Below are 24,729 nucleotides of genomic sequence, written 5' to 3'. Positions count from 1 at the left end.
CTCGCTCCTACAGAGGGCGGGGTGGATCAAAACGGCTTGTCGAAGGTGATTTTCGGCTCTTTGTAGGGGCCTTTGACCGTGTATTTTACACTGGCGAAACGCGCCACGCGGTCACCGATCAATTTGTCGATCAGGAACAGCGCGCCACCGACCGCCGGCGCGCCGACGATCAACGCGGCAATCGGCAGGTTGTTGGTCACCGGCAGAGTCACCAGCAGCTTGGCGTCGATCTGCTCGTCCACCAGGCTGAGTGTGCCATCCAGCTCCACGTTACTCGACGGCCCCGTCATCACGATCGGCTTGCTGGTTACATAGACGCCGTTCGTCGCGGTCAGCAGGCCCTTGACCCGGTCATAGCTCAAGCCCTTGCCGAACAGGTCGGAGAAGTCCAGGCGCAAGCGCCGGCCGATGGAGTTGAAGTTGAGCAGACCGAATACCCGCAGCGCCTGGGCACCGCCCTCGACCTCGACGAACTGACCTTTGTTCAGCGAAGCATCCAGCGTACCGGAGAAACGCTTGGTGGCCAGCCACGCCGGCGAGCCGGGCCAGCGCCCGTCGATATCCATGTGGAACTCTTCACTGGTCACGGTTGGGGCAAAGCCCCAGCCCTTGAGCACATCGGCCAGATTCTTGCCGCTGGCGCGCCCCTTGAACCAACTGGCAGAAGCCACTGGCGTGCCTTCCCAGCCGCCATCACCCTGCAACAGGATGCCCTTGAGCCCCATGTCCATGGTGTTGAGGGCAATGCCCTTGCCGGTCGGGCGTATTTTCAGCGACCAGCCCCCGACCAGATCCTGGCCCTGGAACAACTGGTTGATGGTGATATCCAGCGCCGGGATCTTCGTCGGGTCGACGCTGGCCAGCGGGTCCGGCGCGTTCTCGTCAGCCTGCACGGTCGGGTCCGGTGCGGGCAAGCGCACGTATTGCAGGTTGACCGCGATGGGCGCACCTTTCGTATCGGGGATGTTGGCGTTGCCCTTGACCTGCTGACTGTCGAGCTGCAAGGCCCACGCGCTCGGCTTGCGGTTGAGCTGCACCGCCGCCTGATCCAGTGTGGTGCCGACACCGCTGAGCTTGCCGACCTTGACGTCGACGCTGCTGAGCAACTGCTTGGCGCTGCCGCCCGGATCCTGTCCGGCGTACTTGTCCACCAGCGTTTTCCAGGGACCGACATCCAGCTCGGACAGCGCTCCGCGTACCCGCAGGCCCTTGGCCCCCGGCAGGACCGCATCGCCATTGCCGAGGAACAACTCGCCGCGACCGTCGGCAAAGCTGGCAGGCGGCGCCTCGAACGTGAAGCTCGCCAGATCTCCATACTTAACCCAGTAACGACGATCCTGCCCTTGCAGGGTCATGCGAAACATCGTGTCGCGCCCGACATCGGCGGCCATGCCGAACGGCGCAGGCAGATCGACGGCCACCCCCTTGAGGCTGGAACTGACCATCAACTGACTGTCATCGCCGCCCAGGTTCAGTTGCAGCTGATAAGGAATCAGCCCCGACACGGGCAGCGGTTGGCTCACGCTGAGCCAATCGGTGAGTTTCTTGACCTCGACCTGGCCGGAGGCACTGACCCGCGTCTTGATCTTGCCCGGGCTGCCGTCGGCGAAGATCTGCGCCGTAACCGGCCTGTCGAACGCGCGAGCGCTGATGTTCTGCCCGCTCAGGCCCTTGGCGCTGTCGAAGCGGAAATCGCCCTTGAGCTGAGTCAGTTCGAGGGCCGGTTCGGCGAGTTTCAAGCGGGCCTTGGCCGTCTTGAAGTCGACCAGGATCTTCGGTTCCTCACCCTTGACCAGCGGAATATCCAGCTTCAGCTTGCCGGTAAGGTCGCCCTCGCCCTGCCATCCGGCAAAGGTGTCAGCGGTGCCGATCGGTGCTTCCTGGAGAATTTTCAGGCCATCACCCAGGCCGCCGTCGAAGGCGCCATCGAGTAACAGGTGGACACTTTGCCCGGCGGGCGCGTGCGGAATATTGACGTAGATGTCACTGACCTGGGTGTCGAGCAACTGGCCTTTGCTCGCCAGAATCCGCACGCCACTGTCTTCGATGAACACATCGCCACTGACCTTGCTGACATGCGGCCAGCCCGGCTGGAAGGCCAGCTCGGCATCGTGCACCTTGAAGAACAGGCTGATGCTGCGGTCAGCGTCGGCCGCCCCATGGTTCAGCGAGCCCTGATACTGGAAGAAACCCTGATCGACCGCGCCCTTGAGAATGGCGGTACGCAGCCATTCGTCGAGCTCCGGGCTGAGCACTTCCGGCAGGTACTTGGCGGTGTATTTGCCATCCCCCTCCACCAGGCCGACCCGCAGATCCATGTAGTCTTCCTGGGAGTGGTCGAAATGCAGGCGGATGAGGAAGTCGCCGGCAATCTTGCCTTCCTCGCCCAGCACCTTCAGGTACGGCGCGATCAGGGTGAAACCTTCCTTGTCGAGCTTCCAGGTCAGCCGGGCGTTCGCCTGGATGTATTGCCATGGCTTGGCGAAGATCGGGTCCAGGTGCAGGACGAAGTCCTTGCTGTCCATCCGCAGTTCGCCATGGCCAAGGTCACCGCTGATACTGCCGCTGACATTTCTCGCCGCCGGCGCGCCGTGGTAGGCATCGAAGCCGACCTGATCGAGGTTGGCGGCAAAGCTGACCTTGCTGTCGTCAGTGGCACCGGGGCGGAAATCGAGCAGCACGTTGCGCAAACCACCGGTGACCTTGAGTCGTTCGACCGCCGTGGCAAGCCCCTGCGGGAAAGGCGCCAGGGCATTGAGCAAGGGTGTCAGTGGCGTCAGGTCGAGGCGGTCGGCTTGCAGATGCCAGAGTTCCTCGGCCTTGTCGGTGGCATGGCTCTGGCGCAGTTGCAGGCGTGACTCCCAGCGGGTCTCGCCCAGGTTCATCGCCAGGGAATCGAGGGTCACGAGGAAACCTTCGGCGTTACGCTGGAAGTAACCGTTGAGCGCGAGGTTGTTGATCTGGATCGGTTTGCGCTCGGCGTAGGCACCCTTGAGCTGCGGCGCGTTCAAGCGGATCGCGCCACTCTGCAACGCGCCCTTGTTCCAGTTGAACCAAAGCTCGCCACCGGCCTTGATCCGGGAAAAATTCCATTGTTGGGTCAGGCGTTCAGGCAGCCACTTCGACCAGTCGCTTTGCGGCAGGCTCAGATAGCCATCGGCTTCGCCGTCCTGCCACTGGCTGGCCCGGATGCGTGTGCGCAGGCTCATTGCCACCGGCTGGCCGTCGGGCAGGTTCAGTCGTGCATCGAGCCGTTGCCGGTAGGCCCCGGTTTTCAGGTTCAGGCCTACGTAGGTGAAGGTCAGCGGCGGCTGATCCAGCGGCTGCAACGTCACCTGGCTGTCGAGCACCGACAGTTGCTGCACCATTTGCATCCGGTTGAGCAGTTGCTCCGGATCGAGCGGCTGATCCTCCTGCACCGGCAGGCCTTGCAGCGCCCAATGCCCGTCCTCGCCTTCCTTGAGGTTGATCTTCAGACCGTTGAGTTCAAGGTGGGCGATGCGCACTTCGCGCGCCAGCAGACTGGCCCAGACGTCCGGGACCACGCGTACCTGGTCCAGGTGCAGGGCATGGCTGCCCTCGCCGACCGTGACATCGTGGGCGAACAGAATCGGTGCGAAACCGCGCCAGTTGCCTTCCAGCGCGCCGATGTTCAACGGCATGCCAAGGGCGGCACTGCCCTTGGCTTCGACTTCGGCCTGATACTCGGCCACCAGCGGCGTCAGCTCGCGCCCCAGGCTGACGTAAAGCGCCATCAACACCAAAACCAACGCGCACAGGCCCAGACCCCAACGGGTCAGTGCGGCCATCAGGCGTGTCAGACGGTCCATGTCAGTTGGCTCCCATGGCAAAAAAACTGCAACAAGCTGAGGCCAGCCGTTCTAGTGAGGAAAAAGCACAGGGATTCAGAGCAGCACCACGTCGTATTGTTCCTGGGAATACATGGTTTCCACCTGGAACCGGATGGTGCGTCCGATAAAACCTTCCAGTTCGGCAACGTTGCCTGACTCTTCGTCGAGCAAGCGGTCAACGACTTTCTGGTTCGCCAATACACGATAGCCCTCTGCCTGATAAGCGCGAGCTTCGCGGAGGATTTCACGGAAGATTTCGTAGCAAACGGTTTCCGGCGTCTTCAGCTTGCCGCGCCCCTGGCAACTCGTGCACGGCTCGCACAGCACTTGTTCGAGGCTTTCGCGGGTACGCTTGCGCGTCATCTGCACCAGGCCCAGTTCGGTGATGCCGATGATGTTGGTCTTGGCGTGGTCGCGCTCCAGCTGTTTTTCCAGCGTGCGCAGCACCTGACGCTGGTGCTCCTCATCTTCCATGTCGATGAAGTCGATGATGATGATCCCGCCCAGGTTACGCAGGCGCAGTTGGCGAGCGATGGCGGTGGCCGCCTCCAGGTTGGTCTTGAAGATGGTTTCTTCTAGGTTGCGATGACCGACGAACGCCCCGGTGTTGACGTCGATGGTGGTCATGGCTTCCGCCGGGTCCACCACCAGGTAACCGCCGGACTTCAGCGGGACTTTGCGTTCGAGGGCTTTCTGGATTTCGTCCTCGACGCCGTACAGGTCGAAGATCGGCCGCTCGCCGGGGTAGTGTTCCAGGCGATCGGCGATTTCCGGCATGAGTTCGGCGACGAACTGCGTGGTTTTCTGGAAGGTCTCCCGCGAGTCGATACGGATCTTCTCGATCTTCGGGCTCACCAGATCGCGCAGGGTCCGCAAGGCCAGGCCGAGGTCCTCGTAGATCACGCTCGGTGCGCTGATGGTCTTGATCTGCTCACTGATCTGATCCCAGAGCCTGCGCAGGTAGCGGATGTCCATGAGGATTTCATCGGCGCCCGCGCCTTCGGCGGCGGTGCGCAGGATGAAGCCGCCCGCTTCCTTGATCCCTTCCTTGGCCACGCAGTCGGTGACCACCTGCTTGAGGCGTTCGCGCTCGGCTTCGTCTTCGATCTTCAGGGAAATGCCAACATGCGCGGTACGCGGCATGTACACCAGATAACGCGAAGGGATCGACAGTTGAGTGGTCAGGCGCGCGCCCTTGGAACCGATCGGATCCTTGGTCACCTGCACCACCAGGCTCTGGCCTTCATGCACCAGCGCGCTGATGCTCTCGACGGCCGGCCCTTCGCGCAGGGAAATTTCCGAGGCATGGATGAAGGCCGCGCGGTCCAGGCCGATGTCGACGAACGCCGCCTGCATGCCCGGCAGTACGCGAACCACCTTGCCCTTGTAGATATTGCCGACGATTCCTCGCCGTTGAGTGCGCTCGACGTGGACCTCTTGCAGAACACCGTTTTCAACCACCGCCACGCGCGATTCCATCGGCGTGATGTTGATCAGGATCTCTTCACTCATGGCAGGGTCTCGTTCAGGCGTGTTCACGATAATGGCCGCATCTTGTCAGTACGACGCTCATTGCGCGTTAAGGTTTTGCCAACAGGGTATGTCGAAATCGCCCAGCAACTGCGCGGTTTCACACAGCGGCAAGCCAACCACCGCCGAATAACTGCCATCGAGCCCGGCGACGAACACCGCGCCCAACCCCTGGATGCCGTAGCCGCCGGCCTTGTCCCGTGGTTCGCCGCTGGCCCAGTAGGCCGCGGCCTCCTGGGGACTGATCGGGCGAAAACGCACCAGGCTGCGCACGACCCGCGACTCGCAGCGTTCACCGTCCAGCACGGCAATGGCGGTCAGTACTTCATGTTCCCCGCCGGCCAACATCATAAGCATGGCGCACGCGTCGGCTTCGTCCACCGGTTTACCGAGAATTTTGCCGTCGCAGACCACGGCGGTGTCGGCACCGAGCACGCAAAACGCTTGGTCGGACACCACCGCGCGGCGTCCGGCCTCAGCCTTGCCGCGCGCCAGGCGCTCGACATAGGCCGACGGCGATTCGTGATTCAAAGGGGTTTCATCAATGTCCGCAGCGATGGCGGAGAACGGCACGCCGATCTGCGTGAGCAATTCACGCCGGCGCGGCGAACCTGAGGCGAGGTACAACTGTTTCATCAAGACATCTCCCTGTTTAGTGCCCCCGTGTCACCAAGTGCGGGCCATGTCTGAGCGAATCAGTTGATTTTGTAGCGTCGACGCAACCCGCGCAAACCGAAGCTGATCCAGGGCCAGAGCAATGCGCTGACCAGTGCGGGTAAAACCAGCGCCAGCGTGGGCTGACGGTTGCCGGTCAGGGCGCTGAGCCACAGTTGCACCAGCTGCGCGAGCCCGAAGATCACCAGGATCACCAGGCTTTGCTGCCACATCGGGAACATCCGCAGCCGCTGTTGCAACGACAGCACCAGGAACGTGATGAGCGTCAGGATCAAGGCATTCTGGCCCAGCAAGGTGCCGTAGAGCACGTCTTCGGCCAACCCAAGGCAAAACGCGGTAACCATGCCGACTTTCTGCGGCATCGCCAGCGCCCAGAAGGCCAGCAGCAGGGCGAGCCACAAGGGACGCAGGATTTCCATGAACTGCGGCAGTGGCGAAACGCTGAGCAACATGCCGATGGCGAATGTCATCCACACCATCCAGCCATTTCGGGAAGCGGTAGCACCGGGCATTTATTCTCTCCCCCCTGTAGTGGCTGGCGCGGAGACAGGCGGTTTGGCGGCCGGTTTCACCGCAGCCGGTGGTTTGGCAGCCGGGGTCGTCGCAGGCGGCTTGGTGGCAGCGGGATGCGCGGCAGGCGGTTTGGCCGGGGTCGCAGCGGCCGGCGCAGGCGTCGCGGGTGCAGCCGGGGCAGCGGCGGCCGGGGCAATCACACCGACCGGTTTGGCCACGGTCGGCGGAATGATCGGGCCACCGCCCAGCGCATCCAGGTGTTCCTGGGCCTGAGCCGCGTCATTGGCGCGCTCTTCAGCGGTGCGGTTGTCGCTGAACACCAGCAGCAGGTAGCGGCTGCGGTTCAAGGCAGCAGTTGGCACTGCGCGGACAATGGCGAACGGCTGACCGGAGTCGTGGATCACTTCCTTGACCGTCGCCACCGGGTAACCGGCGGGGAAACGCTGGCCCAGACCGGAACTGACCAGCAGGTCGCCTTCCTTGATGTCCGCGGTGTCGGCGACGTGGCGCAGTTCCAGGCGCTCGGGGTTGCCGGTGCCACTGGCAATCGCCCGCAAGCCGTTGCGGTTCACCTGCACGGGAATGCTGTGGGTGGTGTCGGTCAGCAGCAGTACACGGGAGGTGTACGGCATCAACTCGACCACCTGGCCCATCAGGCCACGGGCATCGAGCACCGGCTGGCCGAGGACTACACCGTCGCGCTCACCTTTGTTGATGATGATGCGATGGGTGAAGGGGTTGGGGTCCATGCCGATCAACTCGGCCACTTCGACCTTTTCGTTGACCAGCGCGGAAGAATTGAGCAACTCGCGCAACCGTACGTTCTGCTCGGTGAGGGCGGCAAGCTTTTGCATGCGACCCTGCAACAGCAGGTTTTCGGTTTTGAGTTTTTCGTTTTCGGCGACGAGTTCGGTACGGCTGCCAAACTGGCTGGCCACACCCTGCCATAGCCGCTGCGGCAGGTCGGTGATCCAGTAGGACTGCATCAGCACCAGCGACATCTGGCTGCGCACGGGCTTGAGCAGCGCAAAACGCGCATCGACCACCATCAGCGCGACCGATAGCACGGCCAGCACCAAAAGGCGCACGCCCAGTGAAGGCCCTTTGGTGAAAAGCGGTTTAATAAGCCGCTCCTCCGGGGCAAGTGTTCCGTTTAGTCATACGCAATCAAACCGGCCTGGATAGGACTGACAGAAGATAAACGCGAACAGGCGGCACCGCAAAGTGCCGCCTGCGCGCAACAGCATAGAGGCTAACCGGCGACTTATTCGCTGGAGAGCAGGTCCATGGTGTGTTTATCCATCATTTCCAGTGCACGACCACCGCCGCGAGCCACGCAGGTCAGCGGGTCTTCGGCAACGATCACCGGCAGACCGGTTTCCTGGGCCAGCAGCTTGTCGAGGTCACGCAGCAAGGCGCCACCACCGGTCAGCACCAGGCCACGCTCGGCGATGTCGGAAGCCAGTTCCGGAGGCGATTGCTCCAGGGCACTTTTCACTGCCTGAACGATAGTGGCCAGGGACTCTTGCAGAGCTTCCAGCACTTCGTTGGAGTTCAGGGTGAACGCACGCGGAACGCCTTCGGCCAGGTTACGGCCACGAACGTCGACTTCGCGAACTTCACCGCCCGGGTAGGCGGTGCCGATTTCCTGCTTGATGCGCTCGGCGGTGGACTCGCCGATCAGGCTGCCGTAGTTGCGACGCACGTAGGTGATGATCGCTTCGTCGAAGCGGTCGCCGCCAACCCGTACGGATTCGGCATAAACCACACCGTTCAGGGAGATCAGCGCGATTTCAGTAGTACCACCACCGATATCGACGACCATCGAACCGCGTGCTTCCTCGACCGGCAGGCCGGCACCGATCGCGGCAGCCATTGGCTCCTCGATCAGGAACACTTCACGTGCACCGGCACCGAGGGCCGATTCACGGATGGCACGACGCTCGACCTGGGTGGATTTGCACGGAACGCAGATCAGCACACGTGGGCTTGGCTGCAGGAAGCTGTTTTCGTGAACCTTGTTGATGAAGTATTGCAGCATCTTTTCGCAGACGCTGAAGTCGGCGATCACGCCGTCCTTCATCGGACGAATGGCAGCAATATTGCCCGGTGTACGACCGAGCATGCGCTTGGCTTCGGTGCCGACAGCGACGACACTTTTCTGGTTACCGTGCGTCCGAATGGCCACAACCGATGGTTCATTCAGGACGATACCGCGCTCGCGCACGTAAATAAGGGTGTTGGCAGTGCCCAGGTCAATGGAGAGATCGCTGGAAAACATGCCACGCAGTTTCTTGAACATGGGAAAGGGACCCTAGGCAACGCGTGGGTAAAAAAGTGCGGCAAACTCTAACAACGACAGGGATTTTGAGCAAGGCGCCAATATGTTAAATTGGCCGCTTTTCTGTGCACCAAGCCCCACAATCGCGGCCTTATTGACCGTAGAAGTGCGGTAGTGTTCCGACAATCCAACGCACGGACACCGTCCGTCCTGTTTTCCACTGGAGATTCCCATGGCGCTTGAACGCTCCGACGTGGAAAAAATCGCTCATCTGGCCTGCCTTGGCCTCAATGATGGCGATCTTCCACATATTACTTCGGCCCTGAACAGCATTCTGGGTCTGGTCGACGAAATGCAGGCGGTCAATACCGACGGTATCGAGCCGCTGGCCCACCCACTGGAAGCCAGCCAGCGCCTGCGTGCAGACGTCGTGACCGAGTCCAATCATCGCGAAGCCTATCAGTCCATCGCACCAGCGGTCGAAAACGGCCTGTACCTGGTTCCGAAAGTCATCGACTAAAGGGAAAGAGCCTGCAATGCACGAATTGACCCTGGCCGAGATCGCCCGCGGACTCGCCGATAAAAAGTTTTCCTCCGAAGAGCTGACCAAGACCCTGCTGGCGCGTATCACCCAGCTCGATCCTCAGCTCAACAGTTTCATCAGCCTCACCGAAGAGCTGGCGCTGGCCCAGGCCAAGGCCGCTGACGCCCGTCGGGCCAACGGTGAGAGCGGCGCCCTGCTCGGCGCGCCGATCGCCCACAAGGACCTGTTCTGCACCCAGGGCATCCGTACCAGCTGCGGCTCGAAGATGCTCGACAACTTCAAGGCTCCGTACGACGCCACCGTGGTCGCCAAGCTGGCCGCCGCCGGCGCCGTGACCCTGGGCAAGACCAACATGGACGAATTCGCCATGGGTTCGGCCAACGAGTCGAGCTACTACGACGCGGTAAAAAACCCGTGGAACCTGGAACACGTTCCGGGCGGTTCCTCCGGTGGTTCGGCGGCGGCAGTCGCCGCGCGCCTGCTGCCGGCTGCCACCGGCACCGACACCGGCGGCTCGATTCGCCAGCCCGCTGCACTGACCAACCTCACCGGCCTGAAACCGACCTACGGTCGCGTTTCGCGCTGGGGCATGATCGCCTACGCGTCCAGCCTCGACCAGGGCGGCCCGCTGGCGCGCACCGCCGAAGACTGCGCGATCCTGCTGCAAGGCATGGCCGGCTTCGACCCGAACGACTCCACCAGCATCGACGAGCCGGTGCCTGACTACAGCGCCGGCCTCAACGGCTCGCTGCAGGGCCTGCGCATCGGCGTGCCGAAGGAATACTTCAGCGCCGGCCTCGACCCGCGCATCGCCGAGCTGATCCATAACAGCGTCAAGGAGCTGCAGAAGCTCGGCGCCGTGGTCAAGGAAATCAGCCTGCCGAACATGCAGCACGCCATTCCGGCGTACTACGTGATCGCCCCGGCGGAAGCGTCCTCCAACCTGTCGCGTTTCGACGGCGTGCGCTTCGGCTACCGCTGCGAAGACCCGAAGAACCTCAGCGACCTGTACAAACGTTCCCGTGGCGAAGGTTTCGGTGCGGAAGTGCAGCGCCGGATCATGGTCGGTGCCTACGCGCTGTCGGCCGGCTACTACGACGCCTACTACCTGAAGGCGCAGAAGATCCGTCGCCTGATCAAGAACGATTTCATGGCCGCCTTCAACGAGGTCGACATCATCCTCGGCCCAACCACGCCGAACCCGGCCTGGAAGCTCGGCGCCAAGAACAGCGACCCGGTCGCTGCGTACCTGGAAGACGTCTACACCATCACCGCCAACCTCGCGGGCCTGCCGGGCCTGTCGATGCCGGCCGGTTTTGTCGACGGTCTGCCGGTTGGCGTGCAACTGCTCGCCCCGTATTTCCAGGAAGGTCGCCTGTTGAACGTTGCCCACCAGTATCAGTTGAACACTGACTGGCACACCCGCACCCCAACCGGCTTCTGAGGAGACACACATGCAATGGGAAGTCGTGATCGGGCTGGAGATTCACACCCAGCTCACCACCCGGTCGAAAATCTTTTCCGGTAGTTCCACCACTTTCGGCTCCGAGCCGAACACCCAGGCCAGCCTGGTTGACCTGGGCATGCCTGGCGTACTGCCGGTGCTGAACCAGGAAGCGGTGCGCATGGCGGTCATGTTCGGCCTGGCCATTGATGCCGAAATCGGTCAGCACAACGTGTTCGCCCGCAAAAACTACTTCTACCCGGACCTGCCCAAGGGCTACCAGATCAGCCAGATGGAATTGCCGATCGTCGGCAAGGGCCACCTGGACATCGCCCTGGAAGACGGCACGGTCAAACGCGTCGGCATCACCCGCGCGCACCTTGAAGAAGACGCCGGCAAGAGCCTGCACGAAGAGTTCAACGGTGCCAGCGGCATCGACCTGAACCGTGCCGGCACGCCGCTGCTGGAAATCGTTTCCGAGCCGGACATGCGCAGCGCCAAGGAAGCCGTGGCCTACGTCAAGGCGATCCACGCGCTGGTGCGCTACCTGGGGATCTGCGACGGCAACATGGCCGAAGGTTCGCTGCGTTGCGACTGCAACGTGTCGATCCGCCCGAAAGGCCAGGCCGAGTTCGGCACCCGCTGCGAGATCAAGAACGTCAACTCGTTCCGCTTCATCGAGAAGGCGATCAACAGCGAAATCCAGCGCCAGATCGAACTGATCGAAGACGGTGGCAAGGTCATCCAGCAGACCCGCCTGTACGATCCGAACAAGGACGAAACCCGTCCGATGCGCAGCAAGGAAGAAGCCAACGACTACCGTTACTTCCCCGATCCGGACCTGCTGCCGGTAGTGATCGAAAACGCCTACCTCGAAGACGTGCGCGCCACCCTGCCGGAATTGCCTCCGCAGAAACGCGAGCGCTTCCAGGAACAGTTCGGCCTGTCGGTCTATGACGCCAGCGTCCTGGCCACCAGCCGCGAGCAGGCCGATTACTTCGAAAAAGTCGTGGGCATCTGCGGCGACGCCAAGCTGGCGGCGAACTGGGTCATGGTCGAGCTGGGCAGCCTGCTCAACAAGCAAGGCGTGGACATCGACGAGTCGCCGGTGTCGGCCGAGCAACTGGGCGGCATGCTGCAGCGCATCAAGGACAACACCATCTCCGGCAAGATCGCCAAGGTGGTGTTCGAAGCCATGGCCAACGGCGAAGGCAGCGCGGACGAGATCATCGACCAGCGTGGGCTCAAGCAGGTCACCGACAGCGGCGCGATCTCGGCGGTGCTGGACGAAATGCTCGCGGCCAACGCCGAGCAGGTCGAGCAATACCGCGCGGCAGACGAAGCCAAACGCGGCAAGATGTTCGGCTTCTTCGTCGGCCAGGCCATGAAAGCCTCCAAGGGCAAGGCCAACCCGCAACAGGTCAACGAACTGCTGAAAAGCAAGCTCGAGGGCTGATGACAGATGGGGCCAATCTCGATGTCCGGCCCCTACCCCTGTGGGAGCGAGCCTGCTCGCGATTGGGCAATGACAGACACTGATAAGTTGAATGTCAGACCGCAATCGCGAGCAGGCTCGCTCCCACATTTTTATCTGGTGTATTTGGGAAACCGTTTATGAAGCGTCTCCTCGGCGCCTGCGCCCTGCTCTCGCTCCTGGCCGGTTGCGCCAGCACCGACACCGTCGACCCGCACGGCTACGACCAGACCGGCGTCGCCTCCTATTACGGTGCCAAGCACCAGGGCAAGCGCACCGCCAGTGGTGAGCGCTTCGACAAGAATTCCATGACCGCCGCCCACCGGCAGTTGCCTTTCGGCACCCGGGTGAAGGTCACCAACCTGAAAAACGACAGATCCTGCATCGTGCGCATCAATGACCGCGGACCGCACACCCGTGGGCGCCTGATCGACCTGTCCCATGAAGCCGCCGAGCAACTGGGCATGATCCGCAGCGGCACCGCGCGGGTTCGCGTGCAAGCCCTCGACGACTGACCACCGGAGCCGCGACCATTTTCGGACTTGCCGATCTGCCCCTGATCATCGTGCTGGAACTGCTCAGCGGTCTGGTGCTGCTGATCGCCGGTGCCGAACTGATGGTGCGTGGCGCCGTGCGCGTAGCCGCGCGTCTGCATGTACGCCCGCTGATCATCGGCCTGACCATCGTCGCCCTCGGCAGCAGCGCGCCGCAGATGGCGGTCAGCCTGCAAGCCACCCTGGCGCAGAACGTCGACATCGCCGTCAGCAGCGTGATCGGCAGCAGCATCTTCAACATCCTCGTCACCCTCGGCCTGTCGGCCCTGATCATCCCGCTGCGGGTGTCGCGGCAACTGGTACGCCTGGACATCCCGCTGATGATCGGCGCCAGCCTGCTGGTGTTCGTACTGGCGTGGAACGAGGACCTGACCCGCCTCGACGGCTTTATCCTGCTGGGCGCGCTGGCGGTGTACCTGGGCTTGCTGCTGCGCCAGTCGCGGCACTCCGCCCGCCCGCACTCCATCGCCAGCGAAGGCCATGAGGCGCCCTGGCTCGGCAGCCTGCTGATGATCACCGCGGGGCTCGCCCTGCTGGTGTATGCCGGGCACCTGCTGCTCGGCGCAGCCGTATCGGTGGCCACCGACCTCGGCCTGTCGGAACGGATCATCGGCCTGACCATCGTCGCCGTCAGCACCTCCCTGCCGGAACTGGCGACCTCGTTGATCGCCGCCCTGCGCGGCCAGCGCGACATCGCCGTGGGCAACGTGATCGGCAGCAATCTGTTCAACCTGCTGGGAGTGCTGGGCGTGACGGCACTGATTGCCCCGGCGCCGCTGTCGGTCTCGCCCAATGCGCTGGATTTCGACCTGCCGGTGATGCTCGGCGTCGCCGCGCTGTGCCTGCCGGTGTTCTATTCCGGTTATCGCGTGACCCGCGCCGAAGGTCTGCTGTTTCTGGGCTTGTACCTGGCTTATGGTCTGCACGTGGTGTCGTTCACCACCGGCATGCCGCTGGCCGGCAAGCTTGAGCACCTGATGCTGTTTTTCGTCCTGCCGGCGCTGTTGGCGTTTTTGCTGTTCACCTCGCTCCGCGCCTGGCGCCGCCAACATCACAAGAAGGAGTTGCCATGACCGACAATAATAAAACCGGCGTTGAAGTGCGCCGCCAGGTGATGGGCGATGCGTTCGTCGACCGCGCCCTGGGCAATGCCACAGAATTCACCCAGCCGCTGCAGGACTTCGTCAACGAACACGCCTGGGGCAGCGTCTGGAGCCGCGAAGGCCTGCCACTCAAGACCCGCAGCCTGATCACCCTAGCCGCCCTGACCGCCCTCAAATGCCCACAGGAATTGAAGGGCCACGTACGCGGCGCGCTGAACAATGGTTGCACGGTGGAGGAGATTCGCGAGGCGCTGCTGCATTGTGCGGTGTATGCGGGGGTGCCGGCGGCGATTGATGCGTTTCGTGCGGCGCAGGAAGTGATTGATACCTATCAGAAGCCTGAGTGACTGAACTGACGCCATCGCGAGCAAGCTCGCTCCTACAGTGGACTTATGAACAACACGCCCCCCTGTAGGAGCGAGCTTGCTCGCGATGAGGCCCTAAAAAACACCGAAAATGCTGGACCTAGATCCACCCACCCCACTGCAACAAGAAAATCCCGATATTGGTGGTCACCGCCGCCATCAGGGTGGTAATCACAATGATCGCCGCCGCCAGCTCATGATTGCCTTCAGCCTGGCGAGCCATGACAAAACTGGCTGCCGCCGTCGGGCTGCCGAAGTACAGGAACAGAATCCCCAACTCGGCCCCACGAAAACCCCACAACCAGGCACCCAGCGTCGCCAGCACCGGCAGGCCGACCATCTTCACCAGGCTCGAACTCATCGCCATCGAACCACTCTTGCGCATCGCCGCCAGCGACAGCGTGCCGCCAATGCAGATCAACGCCAGCGGCAAGGTGGTTTGCGCCAGATACTGGCCGGAAGTCTCCAGCCAGCCCGGCAACGGGATCTTGAAATAGGCGAAGGGCGCGGCGGCAACCACGCTGATGATCAGCGGGTTGTTCATCACGCTCTTGCAGATGCTCCACGGGTCGGACTTGATCACCGGGCTGTAGACCGCCAGCACGATGGTCGACAGGGTGTTGTAGAACAGGATCACCAGCGCCGCGAGGATCGCCCCCAGGGAAATCCCGTAGTCGCCGTACATGCTCGCCGCCAGTGCGAGGCCGATCACCCCGTTATTGCCGCGAAAGGCGCCCTGGGTGTAGATGCCGCGGTCTTCCCTCGGGCATTTGAAGATCGCCCAGCCCCAGGCCACGGCGAAGCTCACCAGCGTGGCAATGGCGAAATAGATCAGCAACGCCGGTTGCAGCGCGGCGTGCAGGTCGGCATGCAGGATGCCCAGAAACAGCAACGCCGGCATGGTGACGTTGAACACCAGGGCCGACGCGGTATGAATGAAGTTGTCGTTGATCCAGTTGACGCGCTTGAGCAACACCCCAAGAAACAGCATGGCGAACACCGGTGCGGTGATGTTCAGGGTTTCGAGGAAAATTGCCAGCATGCCGGGGAGGACCTTTGCGGTGGGTGTCGTTAGGGGGCTAATGATAAGCCACTAATGGCACCGGCGTCTGGTGGAAAGTCTTCGCGAGCAAGCCCGCTCCCACATTGGATCTATGGTGAACACAACATATGTGAACACCTCAAATCCCCTGTGGGAGCGGGCTTGCTCGCGAAGCAGGCGACTCGGTCTCAGGTAATCGGCGCAGGGTTGAACAACGTAATGTCGTTATGCAGCTTGTGCTGCTCCGACCACGTCTGCTTCTTGCCGCTGGCCACGTCCAGGTAGTAGTGGAACAACTCCCAGCCGAGGTCTTCGATCGAAGCACGCCCCGTAGCGATCCGACCGGCGTCGATGTCGATCAGGTCCGGCCAGCGCTGGGCCAGTTCGGTGCGGGTCGAAACCTTTACCACAGGCGCCATGGCCAGGCCGTACGGCGTACCACGGCCGGTGGTGAACACGTGCAGGTTCATGCCCGCCGCCAACTGCAAGGTGCCGCAGACAAAATCGCTGGCCGGGGTGGCGCAGAAGATCAGGCCCTTGCCCTTGAAGCGTTCGCCAGGGCCGAGCACGCCGTTGATCGCGCTGCTGCCGGACTTGACGATCGAGCCCAACGACTTCTCGACAATGTTCGACAACCCGCCCTTCTTGTTGCCCGGCGTGGTGTTGGCACTGCGATCCGCTTCGCCCTTGGCCAGGTAACGGTCGTACCAGTCCATTTCCCGTACCAGTTCCTGGGCAACCTGCTCGGTTTCGGCGCGGGAGGTCAGCAGGTAGATGGCGTCGCGCACTTCGGTGACTTCGGAAAACATCACCGTCGCACCGGCACGCAGCAACAGGTCCGAGGCATAACCCAGCGCCGGGTTGGCGGTGATGCCGGAAAACGCATCACTGCCGCCGCACTGCATGCCCAGGATCAGCTCGGACGCCGGCACGGTCTCCCGGCGGCGTTTATCGAGCTTCTTCAAGCGCACTTCGGCCAGCGCCATGATCTGCTCGATCATCTCGGTGAAGCCGTGCCCCGAATCCTGCAGGCGATACAACCACTCATCGCTCAGGTCCACCGAACTGTCGTTCTCGTGCATGACCTGCCCGGCCTGCAATTTCTCGCAGCCGAGGCTGATCACCAGGGCTTCGCCACCCAGGTTCGGGTTGCGCGCCAGGTTGCGCACGGTACGGATCGGGATGTACGCGTCGGTCGCCGTGATCGCCACGCCACAGCCGTAGCTGTGGGTCAGGGCCACCACGTCATCGACGTGCGGGTATTTGGGCAGCAGTTCGTCCTTGATGCGCTTGACTGCATGATCCAGCACGCCGGTCACGCACTGCACGGTGGTAGTGATGCCCAGGATGTTGCGCGTGCCAACGGTGCCGTCGGCATTGCGATAACCCTCGAAGGTGTAGCCTTCCAGCGGTGCTTGCGCGGCCGGCACTTCGGTGGACAGCGGCAGGCTGTCCAGCGGCGGCGCGGTCGGCATGCGCAGTTGATCTTCCTTGACCCAGCTGCCGCGTGGAATCGGCTGTAAGGCGTAGCCAATGGTCTGGCCGTAGCGAATCACCTGGCCACCCTCGGGAATGTCTTCCAGGGTGACCTTGTGACTCTGTGGCACGAAGTCCACGGTAACCAGGCCATCGGCGAACTCGGTGCCGGCTGGCACGCCCTGATCGTTGACCACGATCACTACGTTGTCACGCTCGTGCAGGCGGATGTAGCGCGGCGAGTCGGAATGTTCAATCAACTGCATGACGCCGCTCCTCAGGATTGCGCTTGAGACAATTTGTTGTTGGTTTCAGGACCTGCGACCGGCGGCTCCTTGAGCACCACGCGCTTGATCGGACCAACGATGACCAGATAGCTGAGCACCGCAACCAGTGCGTTGCAACCGACGAACACCAGCGCCCACTTGAACGAGCCGGTAGAGCTGATGATGTAGCCGATGACGATCGGAGTGGTGATCGACGCCAGGTTACCGAAGGTGTTGAACAGGCCACCGCTCAGACCGGCGATCTGCTTCGGCGAAGTATCGGAAACCACTGCCCAGCCCAATGCGCCCACGCCTTTGCCGAAGAACGCCAGGGCCATGAAGCCGACAACCATCCATTCAACTTCAACATAGTTGCACGCCACGATGCTGCTGGACACCAGCAGGCCAGCGATGATCGGCGCCTTGCGGGCGAAGGTCAGCGAATGGCCCTTGCGCAGCAGGTAGTCGGAGATCACCCCGCCCAGCACACCACCGATGAAACCGCAGATGGCCGGCAACGACGCGATGAAACCCGCCTTTAGGATGGTCATGCCGCGTTCCTGTACCAGGTACACCGGGAACCAGGTCAGGAAGAAGTAGGTGATGCCGTTGATGCAGTATTGGCCCAGGTACACGCCGAGCATCATGCGGTTGGTCAGCAACTGACGGATGTAATCCCACTTCGGACCGTCGGACTTCTTGCCCTTCTGGTCCATGTCGACCATGCCGCCGTTCTCGGAGATGTGCTTGAACTCGGCATCGTTGATACGTGGGTGTTCACGCGGGCTGTAGATCACTTTCAGCCAGACCAGCGAGAAGATGATGCCCAGGATACCCATGACGATGAACACGTGCTCCCAACCGAAGGAGTACACGATCCAGCCCATCAGCGGGGCGAACAGCACGGTGGCGAAGTATTGCGCCGAGTTGAAGATCGCCGAGGCGGTACCACGCTCGGCGGTAGGGAACCACGCCGCCACGATGCGGGCGTTGCCAGGGAAGGATGGCGCTTCGGCCAGGCCCACCAGAAAGCGCAGCATGAACAGCGCAACCACGGCCGTGGACATGCCGAATTCACCGACGAAGCCTTGCAGCACGGTGAACAGCGACCAGGTGAAGATGCTCAGTGCGTAGATTTTTTTCGAACCGAAACGGTCCAGCAACCAGCCGCCGGGAATTTGCCCGGCCACGTAGGCCCAACCGAAAGCGGAAAAGATGTAACCGAGGGTGACCGCGTCAATGCCGAGGTCTTTTTGCAGGCTGGAGCCGGCAATGGCGATGGTAGCCCGGTCGGCGTAGTTGATCGTGGTCACCAGGAACAGCATGAGCAGGATCAAATAGCGGACGTGAGTCGGCTTTTGGGTGGCTTGTTGCATGTAGATGTACTCCCACTGATTATTTTTATGCGGGTAATAACGATGTAGTTGTACCTGTAGGAGCGAGCTTGCTCGCGATGGCATCAAGGGCGCCGCCGGGTGTCAGACATCCAGCGTCTTCCTTGACGACCATCGCGAGCAAGCTCGCTCCTACAGGGATTGCGGTATCAATGTCGATATCGCGGGGTTTGCGGTATCCATGACAATACCGCGGGTATTGCCTTACGAACCGATGTAGCTGGTCTTCACCACGGTGTAGAACTCTTGCGCATAGCGACCCTGCTCGCGCGAACCGTAGGACGAACCTTTACGCCCACCGAACGGCACGTGGTAATCCACGCCGGCGGTTGGCAGGTTGACCATCACCATCCCGGCCTGGGAGTGGCGCTTGAAGTGGTTGGCGTACTTCAGGGACGTGGTGGCGATGCCCGCCGACAGACCGAATTCGGTGTCGTTGGACATGGCCAGCGCGGCCTCGTAGTCAGCCACGCGAACGACGTTGGCCACCGGGCCAAAGATCTCTTCGCGGCTGATGCGCATCGACGCTTCGCTGTCGGCAAACAGCGTTGGCGCGAGGAAGTAACCTTCGGTGTCGCAGGTCACCAGGCCACCGCCACTCACCAGGCGTGCGCCTTCGGACTGGCCGATGTCGATGTACTTCATGTCCTGCTCGAGCTGCGCCTGGGAAACCACTGGACCGATGTCGGTGCCGGCTTTCAACGCGTGGCCGACCTTGATCGACTTCATGCGCTCGGCCATGGCTTCGACGAACTTGTCGTGGATGCCAGCGGTGACGATCAGGCGGCTCGACGCGGTGCAACGCTGGCCGGTGGAGTAGAACGCGCTCTGTACCGACAGCTCGACCGCTTGTTTGAGGTCGGCGTCGTCGAGAATGATCTGCGGGTTCTTGCCACCCATTTCCAGCTGGACCTTGGCCTGGCGCGAAACGCAGCTGACCGCGATCTGACGACCCACACCCACGGAACCGGTGAAGCTGATACCGTCGATTTTAGGGCTGTTGACCAGCGCATCACCCACGACCCGACCACTGCCCATCACCAGGTTGAACACGCCGGCCGGGAAGCCTGCGCGGGAGATGATTTCGGCCAGAGCCCAGGCGCAGCCCGGAACCAGGTCGGCCGGCTTGAGCACGACGCAGTTGCCGTAGGCCAGGGCCGGGGCGATTTTCCACGACGGAATGGCAATCGGGAAGTTCCACGGAGTGATCAGGCCAACCACACCGAGGGCTTCGCGGGTGACTTCAACGTTGACGCCCGGGCGGACCGACGGCACGTAGTCGCCGGACAGACGCAGGCATTCACCGGCGAAGAACTTGAAGATGTTACCGGCGCGGGTCACTTCGCCGATGGCTTCAGGCAGGGTCTTGCCTTCTTCACGGGCCAGCAGGGTGCCGAGCTCTTCGCGACGGGCGAGGATTTCGGTACCGACTTTGTCCAGGGAATCGTGACGGGCCTGGATGCCGGAAGTCGACCACGCCGGGAACGCGGCACGGGCGGCGTCGATGGCGGCGTTGACCTGGGCCAGGTCAGCCTTGGCGTAATCGCCGATGGTATCGGTCAGCTCGGACGGGTTGATGTTGGCCGAGTAATCGGCACCGGCAACCCATTCGCCGTTGATGTAGTTGTCGTAACGCTTTGCTGTTGTCACGGGACTGCCCTCAAAACAAAGAGATCTCACGCAAAAGGCCGCTGATCACTCAGCGGCCTTGTTCAATCGGTTGTGTTACTGCGCACCTTGCTTGTCGATCAGCGCGGCGAGCATTTCGTACTCTTCGCCGGTCAGGTCGGTCAGTGGCGCACGTACAGGACCTGCGTCATAGCCGGCAATTTTTGCCCCGGCCTTGACGATGCTCACTGCGTAGCCAGCCTTGCGGTTACGGATGTCCAGGTATGGCAGGAAGAAGTCGTCGATGATCTTGGCCACGGTGTCGTGATCGTCGCGAGCAATGGCGTGGTAGAAGTCCATCGCGGTTTTCGGGATGAAGTTGAACACCGCCGAGGAGTAGACCGGTACGCCCAGTGCCTTGTAGGCAGCGGCGTAGACTTCGGCGGTCGGCAGGCCACCCAGGTAGCTGAAGCGATCGCCCAGACGGCGACGGATCGAGACCATCAGTTCGATGTCGCCCAGGCCGTCCTTGTAACCGATCAGGTTCGGGCAACGCTCGGCCAGACGCTCCAGCAGAGGCGCGGTCAGGCGGCAAACGTTACGGTTGTAGACCACGACGCCGATGTTGACCGATTTGCACACGGCTTCAACGTGGGCGGCAACGCCGTCCTGGCTGGCTTCGGTCAGGTAGTGCGGCAGCAGCAGCAGGCCCTTGGCGCCCAGACGCTCGGCTTCCTGAGCGTATTCGATGGCCTGGCGGGTCGAACCACCGACACCGGCGAGGATTGGCACGCTTTTGGCGCAGGTGTCGACGGCAGTCTTGATGATTTCCGAGTATTCGCTGGCCGCCAGGGAGAAGAACTCACCGGTGCCGCCTGCGGCGAACAGAGCCGAAGCGCCGTATGGGGCCAGCCACTCCAGACGTTTGATGTAGCCAGCGCGGTTGAAATCGCCCTGGGCATTGAAATCGGTAACCGGGAAGGACAGCAGACCGGCGGAGAGGATGGACTTCAGTTCTTGTGGATTCATTATTCGAACACCCTGGGGTAGCAACGTTTTTGTGTGAGGAAATCGTTCAGCCTGCGCTGAAGTTGTAGGTCATCGTACAACTTAAAAAACAACCGTCAACTGCATTTCATCGTCGGCCGCTAAATTTTTGCCTCAAACAGGGTCATCGGAATTGATTTGCACCACCTTGGAGCCTTGTATGCCGCGCCCTAGAGGCCTTCATCGAGATGAAGGCAACCCGGCGAAATTTTGTGAAAAACATCGTGAACGGTAAACCCGCGGACCATCACGTAGAGTCATCCGACGTCATGAATGGATCGTGACGACTCAGAGATGGAGTACTCGAAGATGTGTTTTCCTGCCCCACTGCTGCCCCAGTTCCCGACTGATCCGCGCGAAAAGAAGGCCACCGTCACGCTGTCGGACCTGGGGGATGGACTGATCGTCCGAATACCCGACCCACACGATATTCCGCCCAACTGGGAGGTGTATCCGATCCTCGGTGCGGACCCGGACGAACCGGAATGGCGCGGCGAGGAACAGCCGGCCGGCGCCTGGGACGAGGCGACCGATGAGATGGTGGAGTTGACGGGGATCGAACTGGAAATCCCCAAGGCCGATCTGGAGCCGTATCTCGGCAGTCAGGTCGCGTTGCGCTACAAGTTCCTGGATGAGTCGAGCCTGGAGCTGTCCTCGGAAATCCTGCTGGTGCGTATCGAGCCCTGAGACCGGGCTGCAGGATCGTTCCCGGCCAACGGGAACGGTCCTGTGTGGATGTTGCGATCAGCCGCGCTGCGCTTCCGCCTCTTCATGGGCATGACGCAACCGCTCGCGGCTGTTGGTGAGGTGCAAACGCATGGCCGCCCGCGCGGCATCGGAATCCTGACGCGCGATCGCATCGTAGATTTCCTCGTGCTCACGGCTCAGCCGGCTCATGTAGTGCTGTTGGTCATCATGGGCCAGGCGTGCCGAGTTCAGCCGCGTACGCGGAATGATGCTGGCGCCCAGGTGGGTCATGATGTCGGTGAAATAGCGGTTGCCGGTCGACAGCGCAATTTGCAGGTGGAACTGGAAGTCCGAGGCCACCGCGTCGCTGGCATGCGCCGCACTTTCGTTCAGGGCATCCAGCGCCGCGCGCATCAACGCCAGCTGCTCGGCATTACGCCGTTGCGCGGCGAGGCCGGCGGACTCCACTTCGAGGCTGATGCGCAGCTCCAGGATCGCCAGCACGTCACGCAGCGTCACCACGGTTGCCGGGTCGATACGGAAACCGCTCGGGCTCGGGGTATCGAGCACGAAGGTGCCGATCCCGTGGCGGGTTTCCACCTGCCCTGCGGCCTGCAAGCGGGAAATCGCTTCACGCACCACGGTGCGGCTGACGCCATGGGCATCCATGATCGCCGACTCGGTGGGCAATTTATCACCCCGCTTGAGGTGGCCATCGCGGATCTGCTCGGTCAGCACCGTTACCAGCTCCTGGGCGAGGCTGCGGCGCTTGCGAGGGAGGCGTGGAGCGTCGATCGGGTTTTCCATGGTGAACGTCGGTCTCGAAAGTTCGGCTGAAACTGCATCATAGCGCAACGCGGTTGTACGATCACCCTGCGCCCGTTTTCATACCCGTGATCCTGATTACAAACACACCCCTGCCCCCTGTAGGAGCGAGCTTGTCGAGGCGTCGAACCGTCGCGATGGACTCATGACCACCGCTGGGTGTCAGGTACCCAGCGTTATCGTTAACGACCATCGCGAGCAAGCTCGCTCCTACAGGCGGGGGTAGGTTCAGGCAGTCGCGGTCTGATCCACGAGGTGGCCATTATCAATTCGAACATGCCGCGGATGAAAGTGTTTCAAGCTGCTGCGATGCCCGACACTGACGATGCTCAAGCCCGGAATCTCGTCGATCAATGCCTGGTACAGCGTCGCCTCATCTTCTTCATCCATCGCCGATGTCGCTTCATCCATGTACAGCCACTGTGGCGCATACAGAAGCGCGCGGGCGAAGGCCAGGCGCTGCTGCTCACCCGGCGAGAGCATGCGCTGCCAGTGATTGGCTTCATCCAGGCGTGAAACCAGGTGCGCCAAGCGGCAGGTTTGCAGGACGTGGGCGTAGCGCTCTTGCGGATAAACGTCACCGGTCTGTGGATAACTCAACGCCTCGCGCAATGTGCCGATCGGCAGATAGGGTTTTTGCGGCAGGAACAGGTAACGCGCCGCCGGCAGGCGAATGCTGCCGTGGCCGGCGGGCCACAAATGCCCCATGGCCCGCAGCAATGTCGACTTGCCGCTGCCGGAGCGACCGCTGAGCATGACGCGCTCGCCCTGCTCCACGGTCATGTCGGCGCTGGTGAGCAAATGGCGGCCATCGGCGAGGTCCAGGCCCAGGTCGTGCACTTTCAACGCCGAGCCGGACTGTTGCACGTCAATGGCCGGTGCGCGCTCTTCATTGTCGGTCATTGCCTGGCGGAAACTCAGCAGACGATCACAGGTGGCGCGCCACGAGGCGAGGCTCTGGTAGGCGCTGATAAACCAGCTGAAGCTCTCCTGCACATTGCCGAACGCCGAGCTGATCTGCATCAGTTCGCCCAGTTCGATCTTGCCGGCGAAGTAGCGCGGTGCTGCAACCATGAACGGGAAAATGATAGCGGCCTGGCTGTAACCGGCGGTGAAGAACGTCAGGCGCTTGGACACTTTCATGATGTCCCAGAAGTTGTGCCAGACCATCGAGAACCGGCTGCTCAGACGGCGGTTTTCGTTCGGCTCGCCGTTGTACAGCGCAATGCTTTCAGCGTTTTCGCGAATCCGCACCATGGAGAAACGCAGGTCGGCTTCGAAGCGTTGTTGCTGGTTGTTCAGACCGATCAAGCGACGGCCGATCAAGTGGGTCAGCCAACTGCCCACCACGGCATAGATCAGCACGCACCAGAACATGTAGCCGGGAATGGTCAGCCCGAACACTTCGATGCTGCCCGACACACCCCAGAGGATGATCGAAAAGGACACCAGGCTGACGATGTTGCGCAGCAGGCCAATGCCCAGCTCCAGGGTGTTCGAGGTGAAGTTGTTGAGGTCCTCGGAAATCCGCTGGTCCGGGTTGTCGGTGTAACCGCCCTGCTCCATCTGATAGTAGTTTTTGTTGCCGAGCCAGCGGGAGAAATGCTGCTCGGTGAGCCAGGCCCGCCAGCGGATGGTCAGCATCTGGGTCAGGTAGAGGCGGTACACCGCGCCGACAATCGCCACGGCGGCAATCCCGCCGAAATACAGGATCAGCCGCCAGAACGCCGCCTCGTCCTTTTGCTGCAGGGCATTGTAGAAATCCTTGTACCAGGTGTTGAACCACACCGAGATGCCTACGCTGAGCAGCGACAAGGCAATCACCGCAATCAGCAGGGTCCAGGCCTTGCCCTTCTCTTCACTGTGCCAGTAAGGCGTGATCATCGCCCAGACTTTGCGAAAAAACTGCCCGCGCACAGCATCGTTGACCGCGGAATACTCAGCGTTCTGACTCATGGAAAAGGCTCGATAGAAAAAAGAACACGCACGAACCGATCATAGATGATCGGTTCGATTTGTCGCGAGGTGTGACAATGCTTCGTTCAGCGCA

At 61.8% G+C, this 24,729-nt stretch carries 20 protein-coding genes; 7 read left to right on the top strand and 13 right to left on the bottom strand.

From position 1 onward, the window contains the following. Positions 1-26 precede the first annotated feature (26 nt). From ABVN20_RS17925 to mreB, 6 genes are all read right to left on the bottom strand, one after another. Positions 27-3,830, bottom strand: coding sequence for a YhdP family protein (locus tag ABVN20_RS17925; protein ID WP_368557037.1), 3,804 nt, complete (start codon positions 3,828-3,830; stop codon positions 27-29). Positions 3,831-3,905: 75 nt separating this feature from the next. After that, positions 3,906-5,363, bottom strand: coding sequence for a ribonuclease G (rng, locus tag ABVN20_RS17920; RefSeq protein ID WP_368557036.1), 1,458 nt, complete (start codon positions 5,361-5,363; stop codon positions 3,906-3,908). Between the two features lie 57 nt (positions 5,364-5,420). Beyond that, positions 5,421-6,017, bottom strand: a complete 597-nt coding sequence (locus ABVN20_RS17915) for a nucleoside triphosphate pyrophosphatase (RefSeq protein ID WP_368557035.1) — start codon at positions 6,015-6,017, stop codon at positions 5,421-5,423. A 59-nt stretch (positions 6,018-6,076) separates the two neighbouring features. Next, the gene (mreD, locus tag ABVN20_RS17910; protein WP_368557034.1) at positions 6,077-6,568 is read right to left on the bottom strand and encodes a rod shape-determining protein MreD; all 492 of its coding nucleotides are present in this window, start codon (positions 6,566-6,568) and stop codon (positions 6,077-6,079) included. After that, entirely contained in the window at positions 6,569-7,693 is a 1,125-nt protein-coding gene (gene mreC, locus ABVN20_RS17905) for a rod shape-determining protein MreC (RefSeq protein WP_368557724.1), read from the bottom strand. It abuts the gene before it with no gap. A 140-nt stretch (positions 7,694-7,833) separates the two neighbouring features. Further along, entirely contained in the window at positions 7,834-8,871 is a 1,038-nt protein-coding gene (mreB, locus tag ABVN20_RS17900; RefSeq protein WP_002555108.1) for a rod shape-determining protein MreB, read from the bottom strand. 211 nt (positions 8,872-9,082) lie between these two features. On the opposite strand from mreB, the gene gatC reads away from it, so the two are divergent. The 6 genes from gatC (at position 9,083) to ABVN20_RS17870 (ending at position 14,316) form a co-directional block, all read left to right on the top strand. Further along, entirely contained in the window at positions 9,083-9,370 is a 288-nt protein-coding gene (gene gatC, locus ABVN20_RS17895; protein WP_368557033.1) for an Asp-tRNA(Asn)/Glu-tRNA(Gln) amidotransferase subunit GatC, read from the top strand. A gap of 16 nt (positions 9,371-9,386) precedes the next feature. Next, positions 9,387-10,838, top strand: coding sequence for an Asp-tRNA(Asn)/Glu-tRNA(Gln) amidotransferase subunit GatA (gene gatA, locus ABVN20_RS17890; protein WP_368557032.1), 1,452 nt, complete (start codon positions 9,387-9,389; stop codon positions 10,836-10,838). A gap of 10 nt (positions 10,839-10,848) precedes the next feature. After that, complete coding sequence (gatB, locus tag ABVN20_RS17885; RefSeq protein ID WP_368557031.1) at positions 10,849-12,294, top strand: Asp-tRNA(Asn)/Glu-tRNA(Gln) amidotransferase subunit GatB; 1,446 nt, start codon at positions 10,849-10,851, stop codon at positions 12,292-12,294. Positions 12,295-12,452: 158 nt separating this feature from the next. Further along, complete coding sequence (locus ABVN20_RS17880; protein ID WP_368557030.1) at positions 12,453-12,827, top strand: septal ring lytic transglycosylase RlpA family protein; 375 nt, start codon at positions 12,453-12,455, stop codon at positions 12,825-12,827. Between the two features lie 50 nt (positions 12,828-12,877). Next, on the top strand, positions 12,878-13,939 hold the full coding sequence (locus ABVN20_RS17875; protein WP_368557029.1) for a calcium/sodium antiporter: 1,062 nt from the start codon (positions 12,878-12,880) through the stop codon (positions 13,937-13,939). Beyond that, entirely contained in the window at positions 13,936-14,316 is a 381-nt protein-coding gene (locus ABVN20_RS17870) for a carboxymuconolactone decarboxylase family protein (RefSeq protein WP_368557028.1), read from the top strand. Before ABVN20_RS17875 ends, ABVN20_RS17870 begins: the two co-directional genes overlap by 4 nt. A gap of 118 nt (positions 14,317-14,434) precedes the next feature. On the opposite strand, the gene ABVN20_RS17865 is transcribed toward ABVN20_RS17870, so the two are convergent. The 5 genes from ABVN20_RS17865 to kdgD all read right to left on the bottom strand — a co-directional run bounded on the left by ABVN20_RS17865 (position 14,435) and on the right by kdgD (position 21,149). Then, positions 14,435-15,376, bottom strand: coding sequence for an AEC family transporter (locus ABVN20_RS17865; protein WP_368557027.1), 942 nt, complete (start codon positions 15,374-15,376; stop codon positions 14,435-14,437). 188 nt (positions 15,377-15,564) lie between these two features. After that, on the bottom strand, positions 15,565-17,118 hold the full coding sequence (gene garD, locus ABVN20_RS17860; protein ID WP_368557026.1) for a galactarate dehydratase: 1,554 nt from the start codon (positions 17,116-17,118) through the stop codon (positions 15,565-15,567). Between the two features lie 11 nt (positions 17,119-17,129). Further along, positions 17,130-18,494, bottom strand: a complete 1,365-nt coding sequence (locus tag ABVN20_RS17855; RefSeq protein WP_368557025.1) for an MFS transporter — start codon at positions 18,492-18,494, stop codon at positions 17,130-17,132. Positions 18,495-18,716: 222 nt separating this feature from the next. Continuing rightward, positions 18,717-20,162 carry an aldehyde dehydrogenase family protein gene (locus tag ABVN20_RS17850; RefSeq protein WP_368557024.1) on the bottom strand — a complete coding sequence of 482 codons (1,446 nt, stop codon included), beginning with the start codon at positions 20,160-20,162 and terminating at the stop codon, positions 18,717-18,719. Between the two features lie 75 nt (positions 20,163-20,237). Next, complete coding sequence (gene kdgD / locus ABVN20_RS17845; protein ID WP_368557023.1) at positions 20,238-21,149, bottom strand: 5-dehydro-4-deoxyglucarate dehydratase; 912 nt, start codon at positions 21,147-21,149, stop codon at positions 20,238-20,240. A 327-nt stretch (positions 21,150-21,476) separates the two neighbouring features. Here kdgD and ABVN20_RS17840 point away from each other — a divergent pair, with 327 nt between their 5' ends. Next, positions 21,477-21,854: a hypothetical protein gene (locus ABVN20_RS17840; protein ID WP_368557022.1), complete on the top strand. Its 378-nt coding sequence runs from the start codon at positions 21,477-21,479 to the stop codon at positions 21,852-21,854. 57 nt (positions 21,855-21,911) lie between these two features. Here ABVN20_RS17840 and ABVN20_RS17835 read toward each other — a convergent pair whose 3' ends face one another. Together ABVN20_RS17835 and ABVN20_RS17830 are read right to left on the bottom strand one after the other, a co-directional pair. Beyond that, positions 21,912-22,661 carry a FadR/GntR family transcriptional regulator gene (locus ABVN20_RS17835; protein WP_368557021.1) on the bottom strand — a complete coding sequence of 250 codons (750 nt, stop codon included), beginning with the start codon at positions 22,659-22,661 and terminating at the stop codon, positions 21,912-21,914. 246 nt (positions 22,662-22,907) lie between these two features. Continuing rightward, positions 22,908-24,635, bottom strand: coding sequence for an ABC transporter ATP-binding protein/permease (locus tag ABVN20_RS17830; RefSeq protein ID WP_368557020.1), 1,728 nt, complete (start codon positions 24,633-24,635; stop codon positions 22,908-22,910). Between the last annotated feature and the right edge of the window lie 94 nt (positions 24,636-24,729).

It is taken from the genome of Pseudomonas sp. MYb118, assembly GCF_040947875.1.
GTDB lineage: Bacteria > Pseudomonadota > Gammaproteobacteria > Pseudomonadales > Pseudomonadaceae > Aquipseudomonas.
The sequence above is the reverse complement of the archived record's forward strand: the minus strand, read 5'-3'. Positions and strand labels throughout refer to the sequence as shown.